Source organism: Bradyrhizobium sp. CSA112 (assembly GCF_029051645.1).
GTDB lineage: Bacteria > Pseudomonadota > Alphaproteobacteria > Rhizobiales > Xanthobacteraceae > Bradyrhizobium.
On record NZ_JAACFS010000019.1, the window covers coordinates 105988 to 123183 of the forward strand.

13 protein-coding genes are annotated in these 17196 nt (G+C 64.1%); 10 read left to right on the forward strand and 3 right to left on the reverse strand.

Features of this window, described 5'->3' with window-relative positions; all coding sequences use genetic code 11:
- Positions 1–257: 257 nt before the first annotated feature.
- The 5 genes from rpsT (at position 258) to recF (ending at position 6386) form a co-directional block, all read left to right on the forward strand.
- Positions 258–524, forward strand: coding sequence for a 30S ribosomal protein S20 (gene rpsT / locus GWE18_RS26555; protein ID WP_057849714.1), 267 nt, complete (start codon positions 258–260; stop codon positions 522–524).
- A gap of 1356 nt (positions 525–1880) precedes the next feature.
- Positions 1881–3305 (forward strand): chromosomal replication initiator protein DnaA, encoded by a 1425-nt coding sequence (gene dnaA, locus GWE18_RS26560; RefSeq protein WP_275188644.1) that lies wholly within the window; start codon positions 1881–1883, stop codon positions 3303–3305.
- Between the two features lie 282 nt (positions 3306–3587).
- Positions 3588–4706: a DNA polymerase III subunit beta gene (dnaN, locus tag GWE18_RS26565; RefSeq protein WP_275188645.1), complete on the forward strand. Its 1119-nt coding sequence runs from the start codon at positions 3588–3590 to the stop codon at positions 4704–4706.
- 41 nt (positions 4707–4747) lie between these two features.
- Positions 4748–5161 carry a DUF559 domain-containing protein gene (locus GWE18_RS26570; protein ID WP_275188665.1) on the forward strand — a complete coding sequence of 138 codons (414 nt, stop codon included), beginning with the start codon at positions 4748–4750 and terminating at the stop codon, positions 5159–5161.
- A gap of 85 nt (positions 5162–5246) precedes the next feature.
- Complete coding sequence (gene recF / locus GWE18_RS26575) at positions 5247–6386, forward strand: DNA replication/repair protein RecF (protein WP_275188646.1); 1140 nt, start codon at positions 5247–5249, stop codon at positions 6384–6386.
- A 4-nt stretch (positions 6387–6390) separates the two neighbouring features.
- Here recF and GWE18_RS42350 read toward each other — a convergent pair whose 3' ends face one another.
- Complete coding sequence (locus tag GWE18_RS42350; protein ID WP_342804297.1) at positions 6391–6873, reverse strand: SGNH hydrolase domain-containing protein; 483 nt, start codon at positions 6871–6873, stop codon at positions 6391–6393.
- Positions 6870–8276, reverse strand: coding sequence for an acyltransferase family protein (locus tag GWE18_RS26580; protein WP_342804298.1), 1407 nt, complete (start codon positions 8274–8276; stop codon positions 6870–6872). Before GWE18_RS26580 ends, GWE18_RS42350 begins: the two co-directional genes overlap by 4 nt.
- A 335-nt stretch (positions 8277–8611) precedes the next feature.
- On the opposite strand from GWE18_RS26580, the gene gyrB reads away from it, so the two are divergent.
- The 5 genes from gyrB (at position 8612) to GWE18_RS26605 (ending at position 15453) form a co-directional block, all read left to right on the forward strand.
- Positions 8612–11050 (forward strand): DNA topoisomerase (ATP-hydrolyzing) subunit B, encoded by a 2439-nt coding sequence (gene gyrB, locus GWE18_RS26585; RefSeq protein WP_275188647.1) that lies wholly within the window; start codon positions 8612–8614, stop codon positions 11048–11050.
- Between the two features lie 14 nt (positions 11051–11064).
- Positions 11065–12363, forward strand: coding sequence for a UDP-N-acetylglucosamine 1-carboxyvinyltransferase (gene murA, locus GWE18_RS26590; protein WP_275188648.1), 1299 nt, complete (start codon positions 11065–11067; stop codon positions 12361–12363).
- Positions 12364–12416: 53 nt separating this feature from the next.
- Entirely contained in the window at positions 12417–13823 is a 1407-nt protein-coding gene (locus GWE18_RS26595; protein ID WP_275188649.1) for an MATE family efflux transporter, read from the forward strand.
- A complete protein-coding gene (locus GWE18_RS26600) occupies positions 13820–13993 on the forward strand; it encodes a hypothetical protein (protein WP_275188650.1) in 174 nt (57 codons plus the stop codon). Before GWE18_RS26595 ends, GWE18_RS26600 begins: the two co-directional genes overlap by 4 nt.
- A gap of 89 nt (positions 13994–14082) precedes the next feature.
- Positions 14083–15453: an MmgE/PrpD family protein gene (locus GWE18_RS26605; protein WP_275188651.1), complete on the forward strand. Its 1371-nt coding sequence runs from the start codon at positions 14083–14085 to the stop codon at positions 15451–15453.
- Positions 15454–15655: 202 nt separating this feature from the next.
- On the opposite strand, the gene GWE18_RS26610 is transcribed toward GWE18_RS26605, so the two are convergent.
- Positions 15656–17086, reverse strand: coding sequence for a serine hydrolase (locus GWE18_RS26610; RefSeq protein ID WP_275188652.1), 1431 nt, complete (start codon positions 17084–17086; stop codon positions 15656–15658).
- Positions 17087–17196: the final 110 nt, after the last annotated feature.

The following is a 17196-nucleotide window of genomic DNA, read 5'->3' on the forward strand; positions in this document are numbered from 1 at the left end:
GGGGAGGGCGGAAAGCGTTGACGGTGCAGCACGCGCCCTCTATAAGACCCCCAATGGCGGCGGGCGCAATCCCGCCGCCGCTGTTCTTTGAGCAGCGCCGCTTACGGGAGCATTTTGGCTTCCGTCCATGGCATCCTCAAGAACGGCTACGTCAGAACACCCTGGAAAACACAACCAGCGTCGATCACGCAATTTGAACGGCCGGCGCGCTCAAGCCCGACCAACCGAGCGATGACAGCCGAAGGATAGTTGAGAACATGGCCAATACCACTTCCGCCAAAAAGGCGACCCGCAAGATTGCCCGCCGCACCATCGTCAACAAGTCGCGCCGCACCCAGATGCGTGGCGCGGTGCGCACCGTCGAGGAGGCGATCAAGAGCGGCGATCGCGAGGCGGCGCTCAAGGCGATGCAGCACGCGGAACCGGAACTGATGCAGGCGGCGCAGCGCAACATCATTCACAAGAACAATGCCAGCCGGAAGGTGTCGCGCCTGACGCATGCGATCGCCAAGCTCGCGAAGTGAGCTGACGGAAATAGATATTCGTCAAAGCCCGGCTTCGCCGGGCTTTTCTTTTTTCGGTCATGCCTCTTTCGGTCATGCTCGGGCGCGCGAGCGCGACCCCGAAAATCCATTTATCACGCACGTCCATCCTGTTGCATTTCAGGCTCACGCTGAAAGCGTTGGCCTGGATTGGCTGTGACAATTCAATTGTCCCATTGCTGAGCACCGGGTTACGTGTCACATTTCTAGCGCCCGTAGTCTTACGAGATGCAATCTTTTACGAGGTGCAATTTATTGCACCCGCGTTGCTATGCGCACTTGCGAAAAGCGTGATCGCAACGGCTGACCCATCAGACAACGCCCAGCTTCTTCCGCCCGCATCACAGCCGCGCGGGGTTACCCTGAAAAACAATTCCGAAAAACTTCGTCTCGCTAATCACTTATCCACATAGCGAGCATAAGCGTTCTGAAAATTGGTCTCGGTAACCACGATTGTAACGGTTTCTTAAAAAATTTTGCGAGTGCAGCGAAAATTGTCACGCTCATCGGCGCCGCGCGATTCTACGCGCGGATTCAAAAACTTGGTGTGGAGCTTCGCAATTGCAGTGTTGCAACATAGTCGAAGAGTCGGGTCACGACGTCGAATCACGGATTGTCAGAAATCGCGCTTGGTGTATTTGTTACTCGTTCGCGACGCTCAAGGCTCTCCTGACCAGCGCGGTATGAGACCCAAGAGCGGACGTGCAAATCGGCGGCGGTGTGCGCGTTAGCGACGCTTTCCAAGCGAAGCTGAGTTGGTAGCTCATAGCAGTATGGGGACGGTTGTTCTGTGTCTAAATTTCCCGGCGTGGCGCTCATATTCAGCGCGCTCCGGATAAGGGGAATAAGATGCTTGCCGACGAAGCAACGATTGGGAACGCGGAGCTCGTGAACGTGTTGAAGACGACAGACTGAGGTACGCGGCGGCGCAGCGTCGAACAAGCGGATGTTCGGTAGCAGCAGACTGGCTTTGAAACACTTGTGATCTGATTGCTCGCCGCGCGTTCTCGCGGCGAGAGGGGGAGGAACTATGCTTTACGGAATCAACGCGACATTCGGCACACTCATTTCTATCGACACCACTTCAGAATCCCCGGACGACGATTCCAGTCGTTCGCCCGCGCTAACTCCGGCTAGACCGTCGAGTACGCGCTGACCTCGCGGTAGCCTCTCACTCCATCCAGTACTTGATCTGAGCAACGGCGATTCCGCCGAACGTCCGATCTATGCCTGGTGGTTGAAGCTCCACGCCGAGGTCTCGCCTGGCAGGAAGCCTGCAGGGAATCCCCGCCAGCCGATTTCGCAACACCATTACTCATTCAGAAAAGTTCTCAGGCAATGACAAATACGGAACAGGATCGCTGGTCGCGCGTGAAGGGGCGGTTGCGGACGAGTGTGGGCGAGGACGTCTACACCAGTTGGTTTGCGCGCATGGACCTCGAAGGCGTGCAGGACGAAAGCGTGCATCTGTCGGTGCCGACCCGGTTCCTCAAGAGCTGGATCCAGGCCCATTACGCCGATCGCGTCCTGACCTGCTGGCAGGCCGAGATGCCGGAAGTGCACCGGATCGACCTCACCGTGCGCACGGCGATGCGATGCGCCGCGCCAACCAAGGAAACGACCGTACCGGCCGAGCAGCGCCGCATCGAGCAGGCCAATAGCCGGCCCGCGTCTGAATTGCGCGCGACGGCGCCGGTATCTGCCAGCCATGACGCGCTCGGCGGCTCGCCGCTCGACCCGCGCCTGACTTTTGCAAGCTTCGTGATCGGCCGCTCCAACACGCTGGCGCATGCCGCCGCGCGCCAGGTCGCCGAAGGACGCCGCGGCGATCCCGTGATGTTCAACCCGCTCTACATTCACGCCGGCGTCGGCCTCGGCAAAACCCATCTGTTGCAGGCGGTGACGTGGGCCGGCAATTCGGGCAGCGAGCGCAAGGTGCTCTATCTCACCGCCGAGAAGTTCATGTACGGCTTCGTCGCCGCGCTGAAGACGCAGACGGCGCTGGCCTTCAAGGAGGCGTTGCGCGGCATCGACGTGCTCGTGATCGACGATCTGCAGTTCCTGCAGGGCAAATCGACCCAGGCCGAGTTCTGCCACACGCTGAACGCGCTGATCGATGCCGGCCGTCAGGTGGTAATCGCCGCCGACCGCCCGCCGTCCGATCTCGAGAGCCTCGACGATCGCGTGCGCTCGCGGCTGGCCGGCGGCCTCGTCGTGGAGATGGGTTCGCTTGGCGAAGAGCTGCGGCTCGGAATCCTGAAGTCGCGCGTGGCGGCCGCCCGCGCCCATCACGCGAGCTTCGACGTGCCGGAGGCGGTACTGGATTATCTGGCGCGCACCATCACCCATAACGGCCGCGACCTCGAAGGCGCTATCAACCGCCTGCTCGCCCATTCCAAGCTCAACGCCCAGCCGGTAACGCTGGAAATGGCCGAGCGCGAGGTCCGTGACCTTGTCCGTCCGCAGGAACCGAAGCGAATCAAGATCGAGGACATCCAGCGGGTGGTCGCCCGGCAGTACAATGTAAGCCGTTCGGACCTGCTGTCGTCGCGGCGGACGGCGAATGTGGTTCGGCCGCGCCAGGTCGCGATGTATCTGGCGAAGACGCTGACGCTGCGTTCGCTGCCCGAGATCGGCCGCCGGTTCGGCGGGCGCGACCACACCACGGTGCTGCACGCCGTGCGCAAGATCGAGGCACTGGTGGCCCGGGATATCTCGTTGTCCGAAGAGGTCGAGTCGCTGAAGCGGCAATTGCAGGAATAGCGGCAGCAGGAATAGGACCTGCCCCTGAAGAGGCCTTGGCTCCTCCCCCACCTCTCCCGCCCCTGGTCTCAGGAGCGGGAGAATTTTTTTCTGCCGCCATTTTCTACCGCAAAAGTGGGGAACGGGGGCCCGTCTCCCTTGCACCGGCGGGCCATCCGCGCCACCTTGCGGTCCCCCCGGGGGTTTGATCAACTCCGATCCTGATCCGGCTTTTCGGGTTTCCAATGCCGCGGCGCTGCCTTGACGGGCCGCCCGGCTTTTCCATCTCTGGCGGGTATTGCAATGAAGGTCACCGTCGAACGCGCGCAACTCCTGAAGTCGCTGGGCCACGTCCATCGCGTGGTCGAGCGCCGCAACACCATTCCGATCCTCGGCAACGTGCTGGTCCGCGCCGAAAACACCAGGCTGTCGCTGAAGGCGACCGACCTCGACCTGGAGGTGACCGAAACGCTGGCGGCGGAAACCGCGACCGGCGGCTCCACCACCGTGCCGGCGCATATGTTCTATGACATCGTCCGCAAATTGCCTGACGGCGCACAGATCGTGCTGGAAGCCGACGGCGACCGTTCGGTGCTGGCGATCCGCGCCGGCCGCTCGCGCTTCACGCTGCAGACACTGCCCGAGAGCGACTTCCCGGACCTTGCCGCCGGCGACCTCACGCATTCATTCGCGCTGCCCGCCACCGACGTCAAGCGCCTGATCGACCGCACGCAGTTTGCGATCTCGACCGAAGAGACCCGCTATTACCTCAACGGCATCTATCTGCACACGGCCGGCAGCGCCAAGGCCGCGACGCTTCGCGGGGTGGCGACCGACGGACATCGCCTGGCGCAGATCGATCTGGCGCTGCCCTCCGGCGCCACCGGCATGCCGGGCGTGATCGTACCGCGCAAGACCGTCGGTGAGGTGCAGCGGCTGATCGAGGACAATGAAGCCGAAGTCAAAATCGAACTGTCGCAGGGCAAGATCCGCTTCACCCTCGGCAACGTCGTGCTGACCTCGAAGCTGATCGACGGCACCTTTCCGGATTACGGCCGCGTCATTCCGCAGAACAACGACAAGGAACTGATCGTCGACAAGAAGGACTTTGAGGCTGCGGTCGACCGCGTCTCGACCATTTCCAGCGAACGCGGCCGCGCGGTGAAACTGGCGCTGTCCGCCGGCAAGCTGGTGCTGTCGGTGACCAATCCGGATTCCGGCAGCGCCACCGAAGAGCTGGAAGTCGAATACGCCTCCGACGCGCTCGATATCGGCTTCAACTCGCGCTACCTGCTCGACATCGCCGCCCAGATCGAAGGCGAAGTCGCCGTGCTGCGCCTGGCCGATCCCGGCTCGCCGACGCTGGTGCAGGACAAGGACAACAAGGGCGCGCTCTACGTGCTGATGCCGATGCGGGTGTGACGGCTTCGCGCAAAACGGATGCTGACTTCCCCTCTCCCCTTGTGGGAGAGGGTGGCGCCGAACGAAGTTCGGCGACGGGTGAGGGGGTCGCGCCACAAGCACCGAGCCATCGCCCAGTCGCCAAGCGCATCCGCAACTTCGCAAAGAAGATGCGCCGCGAGCCCACCGATGCGGAACTAGCCATGTGGCGTTTGCTTCGCGACCAGCGGCTCGAGCGGTTCAAATTTCGTCGGCAAGTCCCCTTCCAAGGTTTCATACTCGACTTTGTTTGCTTCGAAAAGCGCTTCATCATCGAAATTGACGGTAGCCAACACGCGTCATCCGCGCGTGACGAAGCGAGGGAAGCCATCTTGGTGGCGGAAGGTTTTCGAATCGCCCGCTACTGGAACAACGACGTGTTGCAGCAACCTTCTGCCGTTTTGGAGGACATCTTCGCAAAGCTCGCCGAGCCGTAAGAACCCCTCACCCGTCGCCGAACTTCGTTCGGCGCCACCCTCTCCCACAAGGGGAGAGGGAAAGAAAGACCGACACTAACTCACGATGACCCCGTCCCGCATCCATCGCCTCTCCCTCACGCACTTCCGCAACTACCGCGCGGGAAGCGTGCAGACGCGCGGCGATGTCGTGGTGCTGGTGGGGCCGAACGGCGCCGGCAAGACCAATTGCCTGGAGGCGATCTCGTTTCTGTCACCGGGGCGCGGCCTGCGGCGCGCCACGCTGGAGGATGTCGCCGACAATCAGGGCGACGGCTCCTGGGCGGTGTCGGCCGAGGTCGAGGGTGCACTGGGGCTTGCCACGCTCGGCACGGGTATCGATGCGCCCGCAGCGGAAGCCGCCTCCACCAGCCGGCGCTGCCGGATCGATCGCGAGCCCGTGGGTTCGGCAACCGCATTCGGCGACCATCTGCGCATGGTGTGGCTGACGCCCGCGATGGACGGGCTATTCCTCGGCGCGGCTTCCGAACGGCGGCGCTTCTTCGACCGGCTGGTACTGGCAATCGACAGCGAGCATTCCAGCCGGGTGTCGGCGCTGGAGCGCTCGTTGCGCTCGCGCAACCGCCTGCTCGAAGTGCGCAATTACGACGATCATTGGTGCGACGCGATCGAGCGCGAAACCGCCGAGCTTGCGGTCGCCGTCGCCGCCACCCGCGGCCAGACCGTGACGCGACTGGCGGCGATGCTGCGCGAACGTGGGCAAGCTTCTGCCTTTCCGTCGGCGCAGATCATGCTCGATGGCTGGATGGAAAATGCGCTGATTGGCGAGTCCGCGACATCAGTGGAAGATCGCTACCGCGATATACTGCGTGCGAGCCGCGCCCGCGACGCCGCGGCGGGCCGGACCCTGGATGGCCCCCATCTCACCGATCTGCAGGTGGTCTACGCGCCGAAGAACATGCCGGCGCGTGATGCCTCCACCGGCGAGCAAAAGGCGCTTCTGATCGGGCTGGTGCTGGCCCATGCCACGCTGGTTGCCGAGATGACCGGCATCGTGCCGCTCTTGCTGCTCGACGAAGTCGTCGCCCATCTCGATCCCGCCAGGCGCAAGGCGCTGTTCGATGAACTCGCAAACCTCGGCGCGCAGGTCTGGATGACCGGCGCCGATCCGGCCGCGTTCGTTGATATCGGCACCGGCGGCGAGATCTTCGACGTGGAGTCGGGTCAGGTGAGCCGTCGCGCCTGAGTCCTTAACGCGCCCTGCCGGCGGGCGCCACACCGCCGAGCAAGTGGTCGATGATCGAGTCGATCAGAAATGCCGATCCCTTTTCGGTCAGGTGCACCTGATCGCTCACGAGAACATCTCCCGCCGCATCGCCAAGGCGCGTCAGGCAGCCCTGCGCGTTGCAGAAGACGTCCGATGCAGAGATGAATTCCGCGCCGAGCGGCTCAAGCCTGGCGCGCATCACGGCATCGTAGGCAGTGGGTGGTGCGGCATTGGGCGACCGCTCCGGGATCAGCGCGCGATGGAGCATAAAATACCTCAGCACCTCGGACGGAAGCCCGCGCCGCCACATCGGCACCCCGCCGAGAACAACGACACGCGCGTTCGTTTCCTTTTTCAGCGCGACCACCGTCTCAGCCACATTGCCGAGATGTTTTTCCCAGGTTCCGTGCAGCAGCACGATGTCCGGCTTGATCTGCCGGACGAGCGACAGGACCTTGTCATTCATTGCGCGGCAATTGGGATGCTCACAATGTCGGCGTTCAGCGCCGGAATGCAGGAACTGGAGGTAAGCTGCGCGATGCTGAAGCCTCGCTGCTCCTGAGCTTTGCGCAGGCCGGGCAGCAGGGCGGCGGCGGTCGAATCTCCCCACAGCAGAACCAGCGGGCGCCGATCGCGCTCGACGCAAGTGTCGGCGAACGTCATTTCGCGACTGAGATCGAGCAGGCATTCATGAAACCGCCACTTGAAGCTTTCCGTCGGCACGCTGGCCATCGCGCGGATTTCCGGCGGTAGCCGGAAGTCGAAGCCGCGTCCCCAAATGACGGCAATACCGGCGACCGCGATCATCGCCATGCCGGCCCCAAGGCTGAATATCTTGCGCCGGCTGGGGACGCCGAAACGAAACGGCGTCTCGACAAACCGGTAGGTCGCCCAGGCCAAGAGCGCGCTCGCGAGCAATATCAATTCGCGCTCCGGCAGCGTCAGCGGACCGAATTTGATGATCCCCCCGAACACCAACAGCGGCCAGTGCCAGAGATAGAGCGGGTAACTGATCAATCCGATCCACACCAGCGGCGGGCTTGCCAGCACGACCCGATTCACCCACGCCGCGGGCGCCGATAGCAGAAGCGCGCTGCCGGCGACCGGCAGCACCGCCCACCAGCCCGGAAAGGCACTGTGACTGTCGAGGATGGCGGCGGCCGCCGCGATCAGCGCCACGCCGATCCAGGCGCGCCGGTTGCTCGCGATGCTGGAATGACTGACGTTGATCCAGCCGCAGGCCAGCACCGCGCCGGCCAGCAATTCAAACGCACGCGTGAACGGCAGGTAGAAGGTCGCGATCGGATTTGGGCCGATCAATGCCACGTTGAGCAGGAAAGACCCGATGCCGAGCATCGCAGCCATCGCGATAATGCTCATGCGCAGTCGCGCCGCGAGCATCAGGAGCAGCGGCCAGAACAGGTAAAACTGTTCTTCGATGCCGAGCGACCACAGATGCAGTAGCGGCTTTTTGGCGGATTCGACGTCGAAATAGCCGGACTGCAGCAACAGCGCGATATTGGCCAAGAACGCCGCGCTGGCGAAACTGTCTCTGCCGAGCTGCGCGAAGGCCGATGGCAGCATCCAGAACCAACCCAGCATCGATGTCGCGCAGAGCACCACGATCAGCGCCGGGAAGATGCGCCGGATCCGCCGGTTGTAGAATTCGACCAGGCTGAAACGGCCGAGTTCCAGTTCCCGCGCGATGATGCCCGTGATCAGAAAGCCCGAGATCACGAAGAACACGTCGACGCCGATGAATCCGCCCGGCATGGCGTCCGGGAACGCGTGGAAATTCAGGACCAGCATCACCGCGACGGCCCGCAGGCCATCGACATCAGGCCGATATTTTAGTGAAGGCGAGGACAATGAAGGACAAACCCGGGATCGTGATGGCCGGCGGACAACGACTACAAGCTGCCGCGCCGCCCTCTCTAGCAGGTCCGCGGCCCTCTGCCATTTCCCATCGCGACACAGCCCAAAAATCCGGCGATCGAGCGCGCAGAATCAGCCGTCGAATCGCGCTTTTCGAGAGCGCCGGAACAGGCCCTTGGACACCTTGAAAAAGGGTAAAAAACCACCATCTATTCAACGACTTGTTGAGAGAGAGATTGCGCTAGGCGCGATGCCTCTTTCATGGCACAAATAGATCAATCAGCGCCTCATATTGCGCAGCTGATTCGGGACACCCTCGAAGGCCTCACATGACAGAACCTGCCCGGCGGACCCCCGCCGACACTGAGCATCCCATTCCGGTTGAATATGGTGCGGAATCGATCCGGGTGCTGAAGGGCCTCGATGCCGTTCGCAAGCGGCCGGGCATGTATATCGGCGACACCGATGACGGTTCCGGCCTGCATCACATGGTCTACGAGGTCGTCGACAACGCCATCGACGAAGCGCTCGCGGGCCATGCCACCGCCGTGGAAGTCATCCTCAACGCCGACGGCTCGGTGACGGTGCGCGACGACGGCCGCGGCATTCCGGTCGACATTCACAAGGGCGAAGGCATTTCCGCGGCCGAGGTCATCATGACCCAGCTCCATGCGGGCGGAAAATTCGACCAGAACTCCTACAAGGTTTCCGGCGGCCTGCACGGCGTCGGCGTCTCCGTCGTCAACGCTTTGTCGAGCAAGCTGCAGCTTCGCGTCTGGCGCGACGGCAAGGAGCACTACATCGAGTTCGCCCATGGCGATTCGGTCGCTCCGCTCAAAGTCGTCGGCGAAGCCAACGGCAAGCGCGGCACCGAGGTGACGTTCTTCGCTTCGGCCGAAACCTTCAGCAACGTCGAATATGATTTCGCGACGCTGGAGCATCGCCTGCGCGAGCTCGCGTTCCTCAATTCCGGCGTCAACATCCTGTTGTCCGACATGCGCCACGCGGTCGAGAAGCGCGAGGAAATGCGCTATGTCGGCGGCGTCGAGGAATTCGTCAAATATCTCGACCGCAACAAGAAGGCGATCGTGCCCGCCCCGATCATGGTTCGGGCGGAGCTCAACGACATCGGCGTCGAAGCGGCGCTATGGTGGAACGACAGCTACCATGAGAACGTGCTGTGCTTTACCAACAACATCCCGCAGCGTGACGGTGGCACCCATCTTGCCGGCTTCCGCGGCGCGCTGACGCGCCAGGTCAACGGCTATGCCGAGGCCAATGCGAAAAAGGAAAAGATCGCGCTGACCGGCGACGATTGCCGCGAGGGTCTCACCGCCGTGCTGTCGGTGAAGGTGCCGGATCCGAAGTTTTCGTCGCAAACCAAGGACAAGCTGGTGTCCTCGGAAGTTCGCCCGGTGGTCGAGAACGTCCTCAACGAGGCGCTCGCCGCGTGGTTCGAGGAGCATCCGACCGAAGCGAGAGTCATCGTCGGCAAGGTGATCCAGGCCGCTGCCGCGCGCGAAGCCGCCCGCAAGGCGCGCGAATTGACCCGCAAGAGCCCGCTCAGCGTCTCTTCGCTGCCCGGCAAGCTCGCCGACTGCCAGGAGAAGGATCCGGCCAAGTCGGAACTGTTCATCGTCGAGGGCGACTCGGCGGGCGGCAGCGCCAAGCAGGGCCGCAACCGTGAATTCCAGGCCGTGCTGCCGCTGCGCGGCAAGATCCTCAATGTCGAGCGCGTGCGCACCGACAAGATGCTGTCAAGCGAGCAGATCGGCACGCTGATCACCGCGCTCGGCACCGGCATCAGCGACGACTTCTCGGCCGACAAGCTGCGCTATCACAAGATCATCGTGATGACGGACGCCGACGTCGACGGCGCCCATATCCGCACGCTGCTGCTGACCTTCTTCTACCGTCAGATGCGCGAATTGATCGACCGCGGCCACCTCTATATCGCGCAGCCGCCGCTCTACAAGGTGACGCGCGGCAAGTCCGAGCAGTACCTGAAGGACGAGCGCGCGCTGGAAGACTACCTGATCGGAACCGGCCTCGATGACTGCGTCTTCAAGCCGGCGTCGGGTTCGGAGCGCGCCGGCCGCGACCTGCGCTTGCTGGTGGAAGAAGCGCGCGTCATCCGCGGTATCCTGAACAATTTGCACAGCCGTTATAACCGCAAGGTGGTCGAGCAGGCGGCCATCGCGGGCGTCTTGAACCCGAGGATCACCGGCGACATCGCTACCGCCAATGCGGCCGCTGACTACATCGCCAGGCGCCTCGATGCGCTGGCCGACGAGGTCGAGCGCGGCTGGGTCGGACGCTTTACCGAAGGCGAAGGCTTCTTCTTTGAGCGCACCATCCGCGGCGTCAAGGATGTCGCCGTCATCGACGACGCCCTGCTCGGCTCGACGGAAGCGCGCAAGCTCGACGACTATGCCGCGAGACTTCAGGAGGCCTACCCGAACACGACCGGCGTGTTGCGCCGCAAGGATGCGGAAACGCCCATTCATGGGCCGGTCAGCCTGTTCGAGGCGGTTACCGACGCGGGCCGCAAGGGCGTGGCGTTACAGCGCTACAAAGGTCTCGGCGAGATGAACCCGGACCAGCTCTGGCACACCACGCTCGATATCAATGCGCGCTCGCTGCTGCAGGTGAAGGTCAAGGAGGTCGATGAGGCCGACGACATCTTCACCAAGCTGATGGGTGACGTGGTCGAGCCGCGCCGCGAATTCATCCAGGATAATTCGCTTAGCGCCAATGTCGACGTGTGAGGCAGGACGCGCCCGTGCCGCCCATTCAATACATCGTTGAAGGCGGCCACCGGCTTTCGGGCACGATCGAGCCGTCCGGCAACAAGAATTCTGCGCTGCCGATCATCGCCGCCGCCCTGCTCACCGAGCATCCGGTCACGCTGGAAAACGTGCCGCGCATCCGCGACACCGAGACGCTGGTCGAACTGATCCGCTCGGTCGGCGCCTCGGCCGAATGGAAACAGCGCAATACGCTCGCTATCCACGCCAAGGAGGTCCGTGCTGCCGATCTCGATCCCGAACTCTGTGCACGAATCCGCGCCTCGATCCTGCTGGCCGGGCCGCTGCTCGCCCGCTGCGGCGAGGTGGCGCTACCGCCGCCCGGCGGCGATGTCATCGGCCGCCGCCGCCTCGACACGCACTTCCTCGCCTTCGAGCAGTTGGGCGCCACCGTCACCGCGACGCACCGGCTGGAATTCCGCGCCAGCAGGCTGAAGGGCGCCGATGTCTTCCTCGACGAGCCCAGCGTCACCGCCACCGAAAACGCGCTGGTCGCGGCGGTCGCTGCCCACGGCATCACCTATCTGCGCAACGCCGCCTCCGAGCCGCATGTACAGGACCTCGCGCATTTCCTGGTCGCGCTCGGCGCGAAGATCGAGGGCATCGGCACCAACACCATCATCGTGCACGGCCCGGCAACGCTTGGCGGTGCGAGCTATTCCATTCAGCCGGATCATATCGAGGTCGGCTCCCTGATCGGGCTCGCCGCGGTGACGCGCTCGCCGCTGCGCATCGCGAAGGCCGGCGTCGAGCATCTGCGTTCAATCCGGATGGGCTTTGAACGGCTCGGCATCGTCTGCGGCGTCGAGGGCGACGACCTCGTGGTGCCGTCCGGCCAGATCATGAAAATCCACGACGATTTCGGTGGTCACGTGCCGAAGCTGGAGGACCAGCCGTGGCCGGCCTTCCCGGCCGATCTGATGTCGATTGCGATCGTCACCGCGACGCAATGCGACGGCGTGATCCTGATGTTCGAGAAGATGTTCGAGTCGCGGATGTTCTTCGTCGACAAGCTGATCTCGATGGGCGCCCGCATCGTACTGTGCGATCCGCACCGGGCGATCGTGGCAGGCCCGAGCCGGCTGCGCGGCGCGCCGATGACCTCCCCTGACATCCGCGCCGGCATGGCCATGCTGCTGGCGGCGGTCGCCGCCGAAGGCACCTCCACCATCAACAACGCCGACCAGATCGAGCGCGGCTATGAGCGCATCGAGGAGCGGCTCAACGCGCTGGGAGCCAGGATCACCCGGGTTCCAGCACGAGACGGTCGCTAGATCCCCGGCGGCGACGTCACTTTTTCGACCTTCGCCGCTGATAGTCTGTTGCAATGACCTCGCTCGACAAAATCGAACGCGCATCCGTTGCGCAGCATCCTTCTGCGGCCGCGCCCGGCCGTCATCTCGCGATTGAACTCGCCGAGACCCTGAAGCTCGCGGTGCCGCTTGCGCTGACGCAGCTCGGGCAGATCGCGATGATGACGACCGATCTGGCGTTCATCGGCCGGCTCGGCAGCGAAACCGTGGCTGCCGCAGCCCTCGCACATACGGTGTTCTTCGTCGCCTTCACTTTCGGCATGGGCCTGGTATCGGCCGTAGCGCCGCTGGCGGCGCAGGCTTTCGGCGCTCGCGATCCGCGCATGGTACGGCGCGCGCTGCGGGTCGGCTTGTGGGCGGCGCTGTTGATCGCACTGCCGCTGATGGCACTGCCATTCCGCGGCGAGGCGATCCTGATCGCGCTCGGCCAGGCGCCGACGGCCGCCGGGCTCGCGCAGCAGTACCTGTTCGGCCTTGCCTGGGGCATCCTGCCGGCGCTGTGGTTTATCGCGATCCGCGGCTTCATGAGCGCGGTGAACCGGCCCGAGCCGGTGCTGTGGATCACGCTGGCCGCGATCCCGGCCAACGCGTTGCTGGTCTATCTGCTGCTCTATGGGAAATCGGGCCTGCCCGAGCTCGGGCTGTTCGGCGCGGGCCTTGCGACCAGCGTGGTCAATCTCGGCACGTTTCTCGCCGGGCTGTGGTTCACCGCGCTGCGCCGGCCGTTCCGGAAATATCACGTCCTCGGCAACATCTGGCGCATCGACTGGCCGTTGATGGCGAAACTCGTGATCGTCGGCGCGCCGATCTCGATGGCGTTTCTGCTCGAGTACGGGCTGTTCGGCGCTGCCGGACTGCTGATGGGTCTGATCAGCACCACGGCACTCGCAGCGCACCAGATTGCGCTCCAGATCGCAGCCATCCTTTTCATGGTGCCGTTCGGAATCAGTATGGCAGCGACTGTCCGGGTCGGTCATGCGGTCGGGCGCCGCGACAGCGACGCCGTCAGGCGCGCCGGCTATGTGGCGATACTTCTCGGCGCTGCGTTTATGGCCACGATGACACTCGCCGTAATCCTTGGACGGTTCCTGATTGCCGAGATATTCCTCGGCGAAGCCGTCGACGCGACCGCGACGCTGACGGCAACGCTGCTCCTGATCGGCTCGACGTTCTTTGTCGCGGACGGTATCCAGACCATCGCCGCCGGTGCGCTGCGCGGAATGAACGACACGCGCGTGCCGCTGCTATTCGCCACCTTCAGCTACTGGCTGATCGGCTTCACTTCCGCTTGCGCGCTCGGGTTCTGGACATCGCTTGGCGCCAGCGGCGTCTGGTTCGGATTGTCGATCGGCACCGTTGTCTTCGCCACCCTGCTCGTCTTGCGATTCCGGCTGCTGGCGAGCAGACTGGCGTCCCCATGACCGTCCGCGAAGTCACACCTGCCGTCGATGCCGATGCGCTGCTGGCCGGGGCGCTGTTGTCGCTGAGCGCCAGTTGCGTCTTCCAGGGCCGAAGCGATCCAAGCATGCGTTTTGCGAAGGCCATCATGCGCCGCATTCCGGAATCTGCACGCCGTGCCTGTGCTAGATGACGCCAGGCATGGCTGATGCCCGCGGCAGGAAGCCGGCTTGAAAGGTCAATTAGGCCCGCCTACCCTGCCCGGCAAAACGAGGAAACACGATGGCCAACGAAACCGCAACGCTTGCAGCCTATGTCGCCGACCTGAAATTTGCGGACATCCCGCCGGAGGTGCTGGAGCGCGCCAAGGTGCTGACGCTCGATTTCCTCGGAAGCACGATCCGGGCGCGGCGCGATGCGGAATCCACCGCCTCGCTGCTCAAAATGCTGGAAGCGCTGGCGCTGGACGGCAAGGGTGAAGCCACGGTGTTCGGCGACTCGAAGACCTGGACGCCGGCGGTGGCGGCGCTGCTCAATGGCGCGCTCGGCCATTCCCTTGATTTCGACGACACGCACGCGGACTCCTCGCTGCATCCGAGCGCGCCCGTGGTGCCGGCCGCGTTTGCCGTCGGCGAAATGGTCGGTGCATCGGGGCGCGACGTGCTGACTGCGATCGTCGCGGGTTATGAAGTGTGCTGCCGGCTCGGTAACGCGCTCGATCCGACCTCGCATTATGCGCGCGGCTTCCACCCGACCGCGACGGCCGGAACCTATGGCGCCGCGGCGGCCGCGGGAAAACTGTTCGGCCTTTCGAAGGACCAGCTCATATCCGCCTTCGGCGTTTCCGGCAGCCAGGCCGCGGGCTCGCTGCAGTTCCTGGTCAACGGCGCCTGGAACAAGCGCTACCAGGTCGGCGCTGCCGCAATGAACGGCGTCATTGCCGCGACGCTCGCGCGCAACAATTTCGTCGGCTCGACCGAATCCGTCGAGGGCAAGCACGGCCTGCTCGTCGGCTACAGCGACGACGCCGATCCCGACAAGGCGACCGCAGGCCTCGGCAAGACCTATGAGACGCTGAAGATCGGCGTCAAACCCTATCCGAGCTGCCGCTATACCCATGCCGCGCTGGACGCGCTGATCGCGATGCGGCGGGAGCACAATCTGACGCCGGACCAGATCAAGCGCGTCGAGATCGGCCTGCATCGCAACGGCATCACGCTGACCGGCGACGCCGCCACCAAGCGGCATCCAACCTCCATCGTCGGCGGACAATTCTCGATGTTCTTCACCGGCGCGCTGGCGCTCGATCAGGGCAGCTTCGGCTGGGACGATTACGACCGGCTCGGCGATGCCGCCGTCAACGCACTCGCCGACAAGTTCGACGTTGTGCAGGATGACCGCCTCGAGATCGGGCGCACCCATCCGTTCGGCGCACGCGTTTCGATCACCACCGACGACGGCGTGCATGAGCGGCTCTATGCCGATCCCTCCGGCGAGCCGAACTCGTTCCCGGACGCGCAGGCGATGCAGCAGAAATTCCTCACGCTCGCCCGCCCCGTACTGAACGGCCGCGCCGACCAACTTGCCGACGCGATCTTGTCGCTTGAAAGCTTCGACCGCGTCGAGAAGGCCACGCAGTTGGGACGGCAGTAAGCCAAACTAGCTTCAACATCGGCGGTGCAACCCCTCTCCCCTTGTGGGAGAGGGTGGATCAATCGTGCAAAGCACGATTGAGACGGGTGAGGGGTCTCTCTCCGCGAGTGACCCTATCACATTGGTATTCGCGGATCGAACCCCTCATCCGGCGCTTCGCGCCACCTTCTCCCACAAGGGGAGAAGGAAGATTTTGCCGCAGTCAATTGCTGACTGCGAGCTTTCGCTTGTTTCCCAACGCCGCAACCACATCGCGCACCAGACCGAACACGCCATCGGCTTCCGGCGGCCAGTTCGGCGAGCGCCCGAGCCGGACGATCACCAGCCGCTCGGACGGCACGACGATCACATATTGCCCGAGCGTGCCCTTGGCGAAGAATGCATCGCGCGGCCAGCCGCGCTCGGCGCGGAAGGTCGCGCCAAAACTGTCGCCGAGATTGGTCCAGAACCCCGCGCCCTGGCCGACCCAGGCATTCCGAGTCGGTGTCACCGAATACTTCACCCACCCTTCGGGGAGGATGCGCTTGCCGCCGGCGATGCCATCGTTGAGATAGAGCTGGCCAAAGCGCGCCCAGTCGCGCGCGCTCGCCAGCAACTGGCTCGACCCTTCCGCATTGCCCGAAGCGTCGAATTCGAGCGTCACGTTGCGCATGCCGAGCGGCTCGAACAATTCCTGCCGCGCAAAGCGCATCATGTCGGCCGCGCGGACGCCGACAGCCTGACGGATTACGTGCGCGAGGATGACGGTGTTGCCGTCGTGATAGTTCCACGCTGTGCCCGGCGCGGTTTCCAAGGGAATGCTCTCCGCATAGGACGCCATGTCAGGCTCCACGAATTTCATGCGGTTGACCGGCTCGAGCGCGGATGCCAGCGACGCCTGCAGCGAGCCGCCAAGCGCGAGCCCCGCGGTGTGGCGCAGCAGATGGTCGAGCGTGATGGCGCGCCTGGCATCGCCGGGAACTTGCCACGCCGCGATGGATACGGGCTCATGCAGCGGCAGCACGCCCTTGCGCACAAGAATGCCGGCAAGCGCCGAGATGACCGATTTGGTCGCGGAGAAGCCGAGCAGCGGCGTATCAATGCCGATGCCGGCGGCGTAGCGCTCGGCAATGATGTGTCCGCCCTTCAGGACCACCACCGCGTGGGTGTTGCGCGGTGTCGATTTGTCCGGCTCGGCAAAGGCGCGGTCGAGCGCGGCAGCCAGTTTCGGCGTTCGCGGCTCGACGATCGAGGGGCCGGCGATATCAGGCAGCAGCGCCGGTCTGGCCTCTGCTGGCTGCAATGCGATGTCGGCCACAGCCCCGCCATGATCGAGATAGCAACCGAGGCCTTCGCCGCGGAAGACGGCGTGGCTTGGACCCATGCCGAACAGCGTCACCGTGACGTCCTTGCGCGCGCGGTCGACGCGATAATTGAGAGCCCAAGCGATCAGCCCGGCGCCCGGCATCGCCGACGCGGTCTCGGCAAACACCCGCGCCGGATCGAGGCCGGAGACGAAGATCTCGGTGCAGAGCACGCCTGCGACAAAGCCGGTCGCGACCTTTGGCACGTCGCGGGCGCGTGCGGCCGAGAGCGCGAGCGCGCTGAGAGCGGTTGAGGTGGCGAGGATGAGGATGAGATTTCGTCTGGTCACATTGGCCTCCGGCAGCGCGCATCAGCGCGTGCCGGGCAGCATGGCGGGATTGGCGCGGGCGGCTCGCCGGATTCGAAATTCGCGCTGGCCGAAACCTCAAAGCGGCTGAC